This window comes from Pseudomonas sp. R15(2017) (assembly GCF_002112685.1).
Taxonomy (GTDB): Bacteria; Pseudomonadota; Gammaproteobacteria; order Pseudomonadales; family Pseudomonadaceae; genus Aquipseudomonas; species Aquipseudomonas glycinae.
The window spans coordinates 73560-86341 of the sequence record NZ_NEII01000004.1 but is presented as its reverse complement, the minus strand read 5'-3'; the positions used below and the strand labels follow the sequence as shown (position 1 = coordinate 86341).

Genomic DNA, 12782 nt, shown 5'->3' with positions numbered 1-12782 from the left:
TCCGGTCTCAAGCTGCCTGTTTTGCCGTGACGAACGCCGCAAGGCTCGCCACGTTGGAGAAATGGTTGCGGGTGTCCTTGGCGTCGGCGTCGATTTTGATGCCGTACTTTTTCTGGATCGCCAGGCCGAGTTCCAGAGCGTCGACGGAATCCAGGCCCAGGCCTTCGCCAAACAGCGTCTGGTCGTCGCCGATGTCCTCTGCGCTGATGTCTTCGAGGCCCAGGGCGTCGATGATCAGCTCTTTTATGTCACGGTTTAGATCGCTCATCTTCGGCGAGCTCCTTGATAAAGAATTGGTGCAAATAGTCGTTGAGCTTGCGCGAAGCCTGAGGCGCGGGGCCCTGCGCGGCGAAAGTCTGTGGGTCTATATCGGCCCCGACGCGAAAACTGAAGTGCACGCGGCGACTGGGAATGCGATACCAGGGCTCGGCCTTGGTCAGGGTGGTCGGACTGACCTTGATGACTACCGGGGTGACGATTCTCGCACCGCGCAGCGCGATGGCCGCCGCCCCCCGATGAAAGGCCGGCGCCTGACCCGGCTGTGTGCGGGTACCTTCAGGGAAAATGATCAGGGTCTGCCCGCCCTGCAACGCGCCAGCGGCAGCGTCGAGCATGTCCATGCTGCCGTCGTTGCTGATGTATTCGGTGCTGCGCAGCGGGCCGCGAGTGAAGGGGTTTTCCCACAGGCTTTTCTTCACCACGCAATTGGCCCCGCGCACCAGACCGATCAGGAATACCACGTCGATCAGCGACGGGTGGTTGGCGATGATCATCTGCCCCGGACGGCCGAGACGTTCGGCGCCCTGGATGTCGTAGGTCAGCACGCCGGTACGGGCCATGAACCGGACGAAAAACCAGAACAGCCGACTGACGGTCTGGCGCGCCCGCTCGCGGTGCGCAATGGCGTCGCCCGGCAGGAAACCGAGCAATGGAAATACCAGCAGGCGCAGGCACAGACCACCGAGCCCGAACAGGGCGAAGCTGGTGGCAGTCGCCAGCAGACGCCAGTAATAGGCATCGCGATTTTTTTCGATCACGGGTTGCGTTGCCAGGTCCATAGACGATTCTTCCAGGCATGTTGGCAATGGGGTTGCTGATCGAGCAGGGTTCGCAGCAGATTCAGCGCATGAGGCCACTGCGTTTTTGACCGTGCTTCGGGGGCGCTGTTCAGGGTCAGCCGCCAGTCGGTACCGGGGGTGAGCAACAGCCCGACCGCATAGGGAAACGGCACGTCGTCGATCCACGTCGAATAGGCTTCGGGCGGTTGTTCCTCGGTGATCACCAGCAGCACCGCGGGGGCCCCTTCGTTCAGCAACGTCGCCGCTTCGAGCAGGCCGTGCTCAAGGCCGTCGCCGGCCGCGGCGAGGGCGGTCATTTCGCTGGTTTCGCCGCGCATGATCGACCACAGGCCGATGATCGCGTTGTGCACCGACAGGCTGAACTGGGTCGGCGACAGCGGCTGTTCGTTGGCCAGATCACTGAGAATTTCAAAGGTACGCGGGGTTTCGCCGTGCCGGGAGACGAACACAAGCGGCAGATTTTCCCGACCGTCGGCCAGCGGCCAACCGACACTGAACGCCATCCGCGCCAGACGGCTGAGACGACGGCGCTGCATGGCCGGCAGAAACGACACATCGGGTGCGGCATCGCTGCTTTCGAGCACGACCGGCTGTCGGCTCCAGGCTTGCCAGGCTTCCACACTGTCGAGCCCGGGAGCCCAGGCGCGCCATTGGGCGATGTTGAAGTTGATCACGGACATTTATCCCGCCCCTGCGGGCTGAGTTGACGCGGTTTCGCCAACGTCGCCGCTGAGCTGATTTAGCCTGAAATGGCATGGCGCGTGGCGCCGGGTGGCGCGCATTATCCCGGTGCGACGAGTGTGTAGCAAATGCTGGTTACGTTTTGAACGACGAAATGAACCGATTGGTACGCGGCAAGAGCTGTCACTTGGCCATTATCCAGATTGTCGGGTGGCTGTCTGTCAGGCGAATCCGCGATCAACGGGTCTCTTTACGCCGTATCCATTGGGAGATTGGCGCCTGACTTTGTAGTCCGCGTCCATCGAGGTAGCGAACCGGCACCGGGCACCACTACACTCGGTCATTCTTTGATACACGGAGGTTTTGTCATGCGGCGCGTGGTGTTCAATCAGAAAGGTGGCGTGGGCAAATCCAGCATTGCCTGCAATCTGGCGGCGGTGAGCGCCAGCGAGGGTTATCGCACGCTGTTGGTCGACCTCGATGCCCAGGCCAATTCCACTCAGTATCTGACCGGGCTCACGGGTGATGACATTCCGATGGGCATTGCCGACTTCTTCAAACAGACCCTGTCTTCCGGGCCGTTCTCGAAAAAGAATCAAGCGGATATCTACGAAACGCCGTTCGACAACCTGCACATCATCACCGCCACCGCCGAGCTGGCTGACCTGCAGCCCAAGCTTGAGGCCAAGCACAAGATCAACAAGCTGCGAAAGCTGCTCGACGAGTTGTCGGAAGATTACGACCGGATCTATCTGGATACGCCGCCGGCGCTGAATTTCTATGCGGTCTCGGCCCTGATTGCCGCCGATCGGGTACTGATTCCCTTCGACTGCGACAGCTTCTCGCGTCAGGCCCTGTACGGTCTGATCGCCGAGATCGACGAGTTGAAGGAAGACCACAACGAAGGCCTGGAAGTCGAAGGCATTGTGGTCAACCAGTTCCAGGCCCGAGCCAGCCTGCCGCAGCAGATCCTCGACGAACTGATCGCCGAGGGCCTGCCGGTGCTGCCGGTCTACCTCGCCAGTTCAGTGCGCATGCGCGAATCGCATCAGGCCAGCATGCCGCTGATCCACCTCGATCCACGGCACAAGCTGACACAGCAGTTCGTCGAACTGCACAACCTGCTCGAAGACGCCTGAAGCCTTTTCAGATGCCCTGGCTGCGCAGCCAGGCCATCAACTGCGGCAACGGGAAGGCCCCGCTCTGACGGGCCACTTCCCGGCCGTTGCGCAACAGAATCAGGCTCGGAATCGAACGAATCCCCAACTGCGCCGACAACTGCTGATTGGCCTCGCTGTCCAGCTTGGCCAGACGGCACTTGCCCGCCAACTGCGCAGCTGCCTGTTCGAACACCGGCGCAAACGACTTGCACGGCCCACACCAGTCCGCCCACACGTCCACCAGCAACGGCAGATCACCCTTGATCTGACTGGCGTAATCGCCTTGCTTGAGCTCGAACGGCTTGTTCAACAGCACCTCGGACTTGCAGCGCCCGCACTTCGGGTGATCGTTGAGGCGCTCGGCGGGGATGCGGTTGAGGCCGTTGCAGGAGGGGCAGGGGATGAGGAGGGGGTCGGTCATGATCGGCTCAATGAATAAAACGGGATCGTACGACTGATCTGGAGCCGTACGGATCGATTATCAAGGTTCAGTCGTTCCCGCTTACGACGAACAACTGATCTCCAGATGCTTGCCCCACTCCGGCGGCCGTTCCGCGTAGCTCTCCATTCCAGGCTGTTCCTCGAATGGATTGCTCAGCACCGCGTGCAACCGGCGCACCTCTGAATAGTCACCCTGCTCGGCAGCATCAATCGCCTTCTGCGCCAGATAGTTGCGCAGGATGTACAGCGGATTCACCGCATGCATCCGCGCACGGCGTTGTTCCTGATCGGTCGCGCCATCGCGTGCGACGCGGGCGACGTAGCGCTCGCCCCAGGCATCGAAACCCTTGATATCGACGAAGTCATCGCGCAAGCGAGCGACGGCCTGTTCGGCTGACTCTTCGCCCAGACGACGGAAGAACAGCGTGTAATCGACGCCGCTGTTCTGCATCAGTTGCAGCAACTGCTCCAGCAGTTGCTGGTCGTCGTCCTCGGCGGTGGTGAAGCCGAAGCGGCGGCGCATCAGGTCGAGGTAGTGCGCCTGGAACAGTGGCAGGTACAGGCCGAGGGTTTCGCGCAGGGCTTCAACGCTGATGAACGGCGTCAGGGCCTGGGCCAGGGCGCTGAGGTTCCACTGGCCGACCGGCACTTGATTGCTGAAGGAGTAGCGGCCCTGGTCGTCGGAGTGGTTGCAGATGAAGTTTGCGTCGAAATCGTCGAGGAAGGCGAACGGACCGAAGTCGAAGGTGATGCCGAGGATCGACATGTTGTCGGTGTTCATCACGCCGTGGCAGAAGCCGTAGGCCTGCCACTTGGCGATCAGTTCGGCGTTGCGCTCGACGATCTCGCGGAACATCGCCAGATAGGGTTCCGGCTGTTCCAGGCATTCGGGGTAATGCATCGCCAACACGTGTTCGCCGAGCAGCTTCTGCTGTTCGGGACGCTTGGTGTAATAGAAGTATTCGAAGTGGCCGAAACGGATGTGGCTCGGCGCCAGGCGCAGTACCATCGCGGCGCGCTCCTGTTTCTCACGCCAGACGGGAGTGTCGGAGCCGATCACGCAGGCGGCGCGTGACGAAGGAATGTTCAGCGCATGCAGCGCTTCGGAGGCGAGAAACTCGCGGATCGACGAACGCAGCACCGCGCGGCCGTCGCCCATGCGCGAGAACGGTGTCTGCCCGGCGCCCTTCAGATGCAAGTCCCAGTGCTCGCCGGCCGCATTGTAAACCTCGCCCAGCAACAGTCCGCGACCGTCACCCAATTGCGGGGTGTAACCGCCGAACTGATGCCCGGAATAGACCATCGCCCGTGGTTCGGCATCGGCCCATAGCTTGTGGCCGCCGAACAGTTCGGCAAATTCCTGGGTGTCGGCCACTGCCGGGTCGAGATCCAGCAGCGCCAGGGCCGCCGGGCTGGCAACCACCAGTCGCGGATTGTCGATCGGTTCGGGCAGCACGTGGGCCGAGAACGCATCGCCCAGGCGGGCGAAGCGGTTGTCGAAGGTCAGTTCGTCGAGGGCTTTCAAGGACCGGCTCCAGCAGAATGTCCGAGCATTCTGCTGGGATTAGCCGGGTTAGTCGAGTTTGGCCGGCGGCGGTTCCTGCAACGGTTTCTGGTCGTCGCTGACCGGCACGATGGTTTTGGTTTCCGGCTCGATCGGCACCATCTTGTATTCCTGGCCGTGGAGGTTCTTCAGGTAAACCTCCATCTGGCGGAACGAGATGTTGATGTGCTGCTTCTTGAACTCGCGGTTGATGAAGCGGTTGACCTCATCGAGCACCGGGTTGCGGTCGCCGAGATCGCGCACATGCATGCGCAATTCGTGGTCGAGGGTGCTTTCGCCGAAGTTGAGGAAGTACACGTGCGGCTCGGGCTCCTTGAGCACGCGCGGGTTTTCCCGGGCGGCCTTGAGCAGCAATTCCTTGACCAGATCCAGATCGGAGCCGTAATCGACGCCCAGTTTCAGGGTCACCCGGGTGATGGTGTCGGTCAGCGACCAGTTGATCAGTTGCCCGGTGATGAACGTCTTGTTCGGGACAATGATGTCCTTGCGGTCGAAGTCGGTGATGGTCGTGGCGCGGATGCGGATCTTGCTCACCGTGCCCGACAGGTTGCCGATGGTGATGGTGTCGCCGATCCGCACCGGGCGCTCGAACAGGATCATGATGCCGGAGATAAAGTTCGCGAAGATCTCCTGCATGCCGAAGCCGAGGCCGACCGACAGTGCCGCCACCAGCCATTGCAACTTGTCCCAGCTCACGCCGAGGGTCGACAGGGTCGAGACGAAACCGACCCCGGCGATCACGTACGACAGTAGCGTGGTGGTCGCGTAGGCACTGCCCTGGGCCAGATTGAGTTTCGATAGCACAAACACTTCAAGCAGGCCCGGCAAGTTGCGGGCGAGCGCAAAGGTGATGCCGATGATGATCAGCGCGCCGAGCATGTCGCCGATGCTGATCGGCACCATGCTCATGTTGGCGCCGGTGCCGCTGGTGTATTCGTAGAGGGTGATGTTGTCGAGGTACGAGAACACGGTGATCAGGTCGGCCCAGACCCAGTACAGCGCGGCGATGAAACCGCCAAGCAGCGCCAGACGTATCAGGCGCAGAGACTGTTCGTTGACCTTCTCGATGTCCAGGGTTGGCTCTTCGATCACCGCTTCGCCGTCGCCGGCTTCTTTCGCGGCCTGACGTTTGGCCAGGGCGCGCTGGTAGGCCAGACGGCGTGCCGCGACCGCCAGACCTCGGACGAAAGTCGCTTCGATCACCAGCCAGAACATCAGCAGGTACAGGGTGTTGATCAAGCGGTCGCTGAGCTTCAGCGCGGTGTAGTAGTAGCCGAAGCACACGGCGACGAACAGCGCGATGGGCAGCAGGGTGAACATCACGCCCACAGCCTTGCGGAACAGCGAGGCGTTTTCGTGGGTCGGGCTGCTGATCAGCAGGCGGCTGAGCAGCCACGCCATCAGCGCATAGCAGGTCAGCACCACCGGCATGCCCAGTACATCGTCGGCCAGCGCCGCCGGTTGCAGTTCGGCAACCGCCACCACGGCCACCAATGCCATGACCACCAGACCGAGGCGACGCACCCAGCCTTGCAGGAATTCGACCTGCGGCTTTTCCCAGCGGAAGTGCAATTCGGCCACTCCACCCGGCGCGAGGATCCGGTAAGCGGTGTAGAACACCAGCCACGCCTGGGCCATTTGCAGCAGCGCCGCGCCCATGTTGGCGTTCTGCCCACGGGCGTCGATCTGCAACGCCAGCCCGCACAGGGCCAGGCCCAGCGCCACCGGCATCGCCAGCAGAATATTGATCAGGATCGCCTGTGGCGTATGCCACTGGCTGTCACGCTTGAAGTGACCGATGTCCTGGTGAACCTTGTTCAGGCGCGAATACAGTTGCTTGCGCCGCCACAGGAGCGCGCCGATCAGCAGCGCCAGCGGCAGGAACAACAGTGGTCGCTGGGTCAGGCCGTCGGTCAGTTCACTGAGGCTCGAGGCCAGCGGCAACGTGTCGATCTGACGCTTAAGGCGCTCCGGCACGCCGCGCATCCATTCGGTGTCCAGCGGCTTGTTGCTCGGAATCCAGAACATCTGCTCGTCAAGGGTCGCGCGCAGGCTTTGCGCGGTGCTCAGCAGTTGTTTCTGGTTTAGTTGCAGGGTGATCGATTCGTTGAGCATCGCGCTCAGTTCGCGGCTCAGCCGTTCCAGCAGATCGACACGGGTGTTGGCCAGCTCCAGCAGACTCTTGCGCAGTTGTGGCGTGACTTGTTCCGGCGGCTGGGTGGACAGCAGGTTGTCGACGTAGGTCGCCGGATTGCTCAGCTGTTCACGTTGTTGATTGATTTCGAACTGGTACAGGCGAATGTCGGCGATCTGGTCCGCCAGATCGCGGTCGACCTTGAGGCGCGGCAGCGCTTGCTTCTGCTTGTAGAGAATCTTCGACAGCAGCAGGCTGCCCTTGAGCACGTTGATCTGCTCGTCGAGGGCCGAATCGCTCTGGGTCACGCTGTCCAGTTGCTGCTTGGTCTGCAGGTTCTGCTGGGTGAGTTCGTTGAGGCGGTCAGTGCTTTTTAGCAGGTAGTCGGAGAGCTTGAGGTTGGCCGCGCTTTCCGTGGCGAGCAGGGCGCTGCTGCCAGACTTCTGTGCCTCGATCGACTGCTGCGTCACGGTTTCCTGCGACAGGGTCAGACGTTTCTGGTTGATCAGGGTTTGCAGTTCCTGGATCTCGCGATCCAGACGGTCGGACTTTTCCGAGAGCAGGTCATGCTGACTGTTGCCCAGATCCTGCAATTGGTTGTTGCCGGCCAGTTCCTGACGGCGCAGCGGGATCAGCGCATTGAGCGCCGCCAGTTCGGCGTTGAGCAGGTCGCGCTGCTCGGCGCTGACGGTCTTGCCGGCGTCCTTGCCGGTCTTGAGGATGTTATTGATCTGCTGGATGCGCGTCTGGCTGCTGGAAATCTCGGCCTGGGCACGTTCGGGACGGGTCTGGGCGGTGATGATCAGGCTGTTGGCGTCGGCCAGGGCCTTTTGCAGATCGCTTTGCTGGGTCGAGCGCTCGGTGAGCATCTGCTCCAACTGCTGGATGTTTTCCTTGGGGAAGCGCTGCGCTACCGGTACCACGGCGCTGGCCTTGAGGCGGGTCAGTTCGCGCGAATTCTCGATGGTCTGCTTCGGCGCAGTGGCCAACTGCTGCTTGAGGTCGATCAGCTTCTGCTCGTAGTCACGCCGGTTGTTGAGCTGGTTCAGCGTGTTTTGCAGGACCGTCTGCAGGGCCTTCTTGTCGGCCTCGGGCAGTTTGCTGTCGGTGAGCTTGTCCAGGCTGGCCTGCACGGCGTCGCTGGACGGTGGTTCGGCGGCTTGCAGCGGGCCGACGGAAAGACTCAGGCCCAGCAGGGCCGCGAGGAAAAAGGAGCGCAGGGTAGGCATAGAGACCGGTCAAGCAAGTGAGAGTGGACGCAGTTTAGAGGAAGAGCCCGGGGCCCGGGCGACTTCCTTCGGGGAATCTGACGCCCACTTTGCCGATCTTGTTCCCGTCCATGACCGCAACCGTCCAGTGGGTGTTGTTCCATTCCACCTGGTCGCCAACGATCGGTGCACCGCCGACTTTCTGGGCAATGAAGTGGCCCAGGGTCATGTCCGGATCGATGCCTTCGGCGGGCAGGCCGTACAGGGCGGCAACCGCTTTGAGCTGGGCATCTCCTTCGAGTACGAAGTCGCCGAAGAAGCGCAGATCGAGGCCGCGTTGCGGCGCCTGGCTGAACAGTTTTCCGAGGGCCGGCAGGTTGTGCTCATGGCCGATAACACACAGCAAATCATCGACTTCCAGCACCGTACTACCCGACGGATGGAGCAGTTGCTGACCGCGAAACAGGGCGGCGATACGGGTGCCTTCGGGCATTTTCAGTTCGCGCAGGGGCGAACCGATGCACCATTTTTCCGCGCCGAGCTTGTAGACGAACAGTTCCCACTCGCTGGTGACGTGTACTTCGAGGGCGGCGCGGGAAATCGGCGCCGGCTCCGGCGGTACCGTCACCTTGAGCAGCTTGGCCACCCACGGCAGGCTCGTGCCCTGCACCAGCAGCGACACCAGCACGATGAAGAACGCGAGGTTGAAGTACAGCTGCGCATTCGGCAGCCCGGCCATCAGCGGGAACACCGCCAGAATGATCGGCACCGCGCCGCGCAGACCGACCCAGGAAATGAACGCCTTTTCGCGGCCATGGAAGGCTTTGAACGGCAGCAGCCCGACCAGCACCGACAGCGGCCGTGCGAACAGAATCATCCACAGCGCCAGACCCAGCGCAGGCAGGGCGATCGGCAGCAAGTCATGCGGGGTGACCAGCAGGCCCAGCACCAGGAACATGCCGATCTGCGCCAGCCACGCCATGCCGTCGAGCATGTGCAGAATGCCGTGACGGCTGCGCACCGGGCGGTTGCCGATCACCAGACCGCACAGGTACACAGCAAGGAAGCCGCTGCCGTGCAGGGCGTTGGTCAGGGCGAACACCACAAGACCGCCGGCGATCACCAGAATCGGATACAGACCGGTGGCCAGGTTGATCCGGTTGACCAGTTGCAGCATCAGCCAGCCACCGCCCAGACCGATCACCCCACCGATGCCGAATTCGCGGATCAGGTGGGTCAGCAGGCTCCAGTGCAGGCCGGTCTGGCCGCTGGCGAGCATGTCGATCAGGGTTACGGTGAGGAACACCGCCATCGGGTCGTTGCTGCCGGATTCGATTTCCAGGCTGGCGGTCACCCGCTCGTTCAGGCCCTTGCCGCCGAGCAGCGAGAACACCGCGGCGGCGTCCGTGGAGCCGACGATGGCGCCGATCAGCAGGCCTTGGATCAGGTTGAGGTCAAACAGCCACGCGGCCGCCATGCCGGTGAGGCCGGTGGTGATAAGGACGCCGACCGTGGCCAGCGACAAGGCCGGCCACAAGGCCACGCGGAAACTGGACACCCGGGTGCGTAACCCACCGTCGAGCAGGATCACTGCCAGTGCGAGGTTGCCGACCAGATAGGCCGTCGGGTAGTTATCGAAAATGATGCCGCCGCCATCGACCCCGGCACTCATGCCGACCGCGAGGATGATCACCAGAATCGGGATGCCGAGACGGGAGGAAAGGGAGCTGACAAGAATGCTTGCGCCTACCAGCAACGCGCCGATCAAGAACAGGCTGTTGATGGTCGTCGCATTCAAAGGCAGTACTCCAGAAGCGGAAAGACGGGCACAAACTGACCATGCAGTCTGCGTGCCAGCGATTCTAACCTGTTGAAATGTGATGCTGTCAAAAAGCTTTTGCACCAGAGGAGGCGATCGTTCCCACGCTCCGCGTGGGAATGCCTCAATGGACGCTCTGCGTCCGCTTTTGGGACGCGGAGCGTCCCGGCTGCATTCCCACGCGGAGCGTGGGAACGATCAACCTCTCGATGTGAGAATGATCAAAAGGGGGCTTCTATCTCAGAGGCTAAACCGCCCAACCATATTGTTCAGATCCAGCGCCAATCGCGACAGCTCATTACTGGCCGCACTGGTCTGATTCGCGCCGGTCGCCGATTGCACCGACAGATCGCGGATGTTCACCAGGTTGCGATCCACTTCCCGCGCCACCTGCGCCTGCTCTTCGGCGGCGCTGGCGATCACCAGGTTGCGCTCGTTGATTTCAACGATGGCCGTGTTGATCGTGTCCAGCGACAGGCCGGCACCACGGGCGATGTTCAGGGTCGATTCGGCGCGCTCGGTGCTGTTGCGCATCGAATCCACGGCGTGTTCGGTGCCGCTCTGGATACTGCCAATCATGCGCTCGATTTCGCTGGTCGACTGCTGGGTGCGGTGCGCCAGGGCGCGAACTTCGTCGGCGACCACCGCAAATCCACGACCGGCTTCACCGGCGCGGGCCGCCTCAATTGCAGCGTTGAGCGCCAGCAGGTTGGTCTGGTCGGCCAAGCCACGGATCACGTCCAGCACCTTGCCGATGTCACGGGATTCGTTGGCCAGATCGCCGATCAGGGTCGCGGTGCTCTGCACGTCGGCGCTCATGCGTTCGATAGCACTGACGGTTTCCTGCACCAGATCGCGGCCGTCGCCAGCGGAGGTGGTGGCGTTCTTCGAAGCTTCCGAGGTGCTGACGGCGTTGCGCGCAACTTCTTCCACGGCGCTAGTCATCTCGTTGACCGCGGTGGCAGCCTGCTCGATTTCGTTGTTCTGCTGGGTCAGACCCCGGGCGCTTTCGTCGGTGACGCTGTTCAGCTCTTCGGCGGCAGAGGCCAGTTGGGTGGCCGAGCCGGAAATCCGCTGCAGGGTGTCGCGCAGCTTCGACTGCATCTTGGCCATGGCCGCCAGCAGGCGCCCGGCTTCGTCGGTGCCGTCCACTTGGATCGGTTGGGTCAGATTGCCTTCGGCGATGGTTTCCGCTGCATCCAGAGCCTTGGCGATCGGCTTGGTGATGCTGACGGTCAGCAACCAGGCGAACAGGAAGGTCAGACCGGTGGCGATCACCAGCAGGGTCACCACCAGATTGAACGACATCGAATACTGATCCGTGGCGCCCTGATTGGTCTCGGCGATCTGTTGGGTGTTGATCTCCAGCAAACGCGCGAGAGCGGTATTCACCGCTTCGGAATTGGCGAGCAAATCGGTGTTGAGCATCTGCCGCAGTTCGTCGACCTGATTGTTGCGCGACAGAGTCTTCATGCGGTCTTCGAGTTGACGGTACTGCGCCAGCAACTGCACGTACTGATCGTAAGCCGCGCGTTCCTGCGGGCCATCGATCAGCGGCTCGTAGGCGCGTTGCGCGTCGGCGATCTGCCGGTTGCGCAAATCGAACAGCTCAATGGTTTTTTGCTGGACGTCTGGCTCTCGGTTGATCAGCAACCGATACGACAGCACGCGCAGGCGCAGGGTCAACTGGGTGAATTCGTCGAGAGCCTTGATCGAAGGCACGCTGGCGGTGGCGATATCTTCGCCCGCTGCGCGGATCTTGCTCATCTGATTCAGGGCGAACACACCGAGAATCAGCATCAGGCCGCCGATCAGGGCGAAACCGGTGAACGCCCGGGGGGCGATGTTCATATTGCGAAGGGACATGGAGGCGGATACCAGGGAAGGGCCGCATCCGTGCGGGCTGAGACTGCTGTTGGGTGACTTATCGGTCATACGACTAAAGTCTTGAGGTGGTGTGCGTATTTGTCGCATGGGGCGTCGGGCGACGAAGTGCAGGAACCAGATCGGCAGATCACAGTCTCTAACACTCGCAAGAACGGTCGGCCGCCAGGAAAATCAAGGCCTTGCGCCGGTTTAACCCTGGCGTCAAAGACGACTTTTCTTTATCGTACGCGCCCTTTGAAAAAGCCCTGGAAGATCAAAATGTTGGAAGCATCCCTCAGCCAATTGGAACAGCTCGTCAGCGACCTGGTGCAACAGAACCAGACCCTGTCGGAAACCAACCAGACCCTGACCACGGAACTGGCCCAGGCCAAGGATGAAAACGAAAGCCTGCAACTGAGCCTGATGGAACAGGAAGAAAAGCACGGCGCCACCGCCGCGCGCATCCAGGCGCTGGTTGATCGCGTCAACGCAGGTCCTGTCAGCGCATGAACCACGGTACAGCAGGGGTAAAAGTCATCTCCATCCTGGGGGAGGACTATTCGATCAAGGCACCGGCCGGGGAAGAACAGACCCTGCTGGACGCTGCGTTGATGCTCAAGGCCGCACTGGCCGACACCAAGAAGAAATACCCGACCCTGATCGGCGACCGCCTGCTGGTGCTGGCGGCGATGAATCTGTGCTCGCAGCAGATTGAAATGAAGAAGCAGCACCAGCAGGAACTCGAGCGTTACCAAGAGCAAGTCAGCGCCACGGTCGAGACCATCGCCAAGACCATCAATCAGGGTTGATGGGGTTGCGCACAACCAAAG

General features: G+C 61.7%; 11 protein-coding genes and 1 pseudogene. 3 read left to right on the top strand and 9 right to left on the bottom strand.

Annotation, left to right across the window (positions count from 1 at the left end; all coding sequences use genetic code 11):
* Positions 1-7 precede the first annotated feature (7 nt).
* The 3 genes from CAF77_RS10085 to CAF77_RS10075 are packed head-to-tail and all read right to left on the bottom strand — an operon-like array spanning position 8 to position 1759.
* Positions 8-268 (bottom strand): phosphopantetheine-binding protein, encoded by a 261-nt coding sequence (locus CAF77_RS10085; protein WP_007952344.1) that lies wholly within the window; start codon positions 266-268, stop codon positions 8-10.
* Positions 249-1058, bottom strand: coding sequence for a 1-acyl-sn-glycerol-3-phosphate acyltransferase (locus CAF77_RS10080; protein WP_064382862.1), 810 nt, complete (start codon positions 1056-1058; stop codon positions 249-251). The genes CAF77_RS10085 and CAF77_RS10080 overlap by 20 nt, the downstream gene beginning before the upstream one ends.
* A complete protein-coding gene (locus tag CAF77_RS10075; protein ID WP_064382863.1) occupies positions 1034-1759 on the bottom strand; it encodes a beta-ketoacyl synthase chain length factor in 726 nt (241 codons plus the stop codon). Before CAF77_RS10075 ends, CAF77_RS10080 begins: the two co-directional genes overlap by 25 nt.
* A 369-nt stretch (positions 1760-2128) precedes the next feature.
* Between CAF77_RS10075 and CAF77_RS10070 the strand changes: the two genes are divergently transcribed.
* Positions 2129-2899 carry a ParA family protein gene (locus tag CAF77_RS10070; RefSeq protein WP_064382864.1) on the top strand — a complete coding sequence of 257 codons (771 nt, stop codon included), beginning with the start codon at positions 2129-2131 and terminating at the stop codon, positions 2897-2899.
* Between the two features lie 7 nt (positions 2900-2906).
* Here CAF77_RS10070 and trxC read toward each other — a convergent pair whose 3' ends face one another.
* The 6 genes and pseudogenes from trxC to CAF77_RS29685 all read right to left on the bottom strand — a co-directional run.
* Positions 2907-3341: a thioredoxin TrxC gene (trxC, locus tag CAF77_RS10065; protein WP_011332109.1), complete on the bottom strand. Its 435-nt coding sequence runs from the start codon at positions 3339-3341 to the stop codon at positions 2907-2909.
* A gap of 81 nt (positions 3342-3422) precedes the next feature.
* Positions 3423-4886 (bottom strand): protein adenylyltransferase SelO, encoded by a 1464-nt coding sequence (gene selO, locus CAF77_RS10060; RefSeq protein ID WP_064382865.1) that lies wholly within the window; start codon positions 4884-4886, stop codon positions 3423-3425.
* Between the two features lie 48 nt (positions 4887-4934).
* The gene (mscK, locus tag CAF77_RS10055) at positions 4935-8288 is read right to left on the bottom strand and encodes a mechanosensitive channel MscK (protein WP_039766495.1); all 3354 of its coding nucleotides are present in this window, start codon (positions 8286-8288) and stop codon (positions 4935-4937) included.
* 34 nt (positions 8289-8322) lie between these two features.
* On the bottom strand, positions 8323-10065 hold the full coding sequence (locus tag CAF77_RS10050) for a potassium/proton antiporter (protein WP_011332112.1): 1743 nt from the start codon (positions 10063-10065) through the stop codon (positions 8323-8325).
* A 261-nt stretch (positions 10066-10326) separates the two neighbouring features.
* Positions 10327-11190: a methyl-accepting chemotaxis protein gene (locus tag CAF77_RS29690; protein ID WP_371857704.1), complete on the bottom strand. Its 864-nt coding sequence runs from the start codon at positions 11188-11190 to the stop codon at positions 10327-10329.
* Positions 11182-11937 (bottom strand): annotated as a pseudogene (locus CAF77_RS29685) (MCP four helix bundle domain-containing protein); the annotation flags it as partial. The pseudogene CAF77_RS29685 and the gene CAF77_RS29690, both read right to left, overlap by 9 nt.
* A gap of 294 nt (positions 11938-12231) precedes the next feature.
* On the opposite strand from CAF77_RS29685, the gene CAF77_RS10040 reads away from it, so the two are divergent.
* Both CAF77_RS10040 and CAF77_RS10035 read left to right on the top strand, forming a co-directional pair.
* A complete protein-coding gene (locus CAF77_RS10040) occupies positions 12232-12462 on the top strand; it encodes a hypothetical protein (protein ID WP_064382867.1) in 231 nt (76 codons plus the stop codon).
* Entirely contained in the window at positions 12459-12761 is a 303-nt protein-coding gene (locus CAF77_RS10035) for a cell division protein ZapA (protein ID WP_064382868.1), read from the top strand. The genes CAF77_RS10040 and CAF77_RS10035 overlap by 4 nt, the downstream gene beginning before the upstream one ends.
* The last annotated feature ends 21 nt before the right edge of the window (positions 12762-12782 follow it).

What these genes read in the sequence shown, in the direction of transcription:
- CAF77_RS29690 (WP_371857704.1), bottom strand. Translation starts at nt 11,190, where the DNA reads ATGCAGTCGAAGCTGCGCGACACCCTGCAGCGGATTTCCGGCTCGGCC.
- CAF77_RS10070 (WP_064382864.1), top strand. Translation starts at nt 2,129, where the DNA reads ATGCGGCGCGTGGTGTTCAATCAGAAAGGTGGCGTGGGCAAATCCAGC.
- CAF77_RS10085 (WP_007952344.1), bottom strand. Translation starts at nt 268, where the DNA reads ATGAGCGATCTAAACCGTGACATAAAAGAGCTGATCATCGACGCCCTG.
- CAF77_RS10080 (WP_064382862.1), bottom strand. Translation starts at nt 1,058, where the DNA reads ATGGACCTGGCAACGCAACCCGTGATCGAAAAAAATCGCGATGCCTAT.
- trxC (WP_011332109.1), bottom strand. Translation starts at nt 3,341, where the DNA reads ATGACCGACCCCCTCCTCATCCCCTGCCCCTCCTGCAACGGCCTCAAC.
- CAF77_RS10035 (WP_064382868.1), top strand. Translation starts at nt 12,459, where the DNA reads ATGAACCACGGTACAGCAGGGGTAAAAGTCATCTCCATCCTGGGGGAG.
- mscK (WP_039766495.1), bottom strand. Translation starts at nt 8,288, where the DNA reads ATGCCTACCCTGCGCTCCTTTTTCCTCGCGGCCCTGCTGGGCCTGAGT.
- CAF77_RS10040 (WP_064382867.1), top strand. Translation starts at nt 12,232, where the DNA reads ATGTTGGAAGCATCCCTCAGCCAATTGGAACAGCTCGTCAGCGACCTG.
- CAF77_RS10075 (WP_064382863.1), bottom strand. Translation starts at nt 1,759, where the DNA reads ATGTCCGTGATCAACTTCAACATCGCCCAATGGCGCGCCTGGGCTCCC.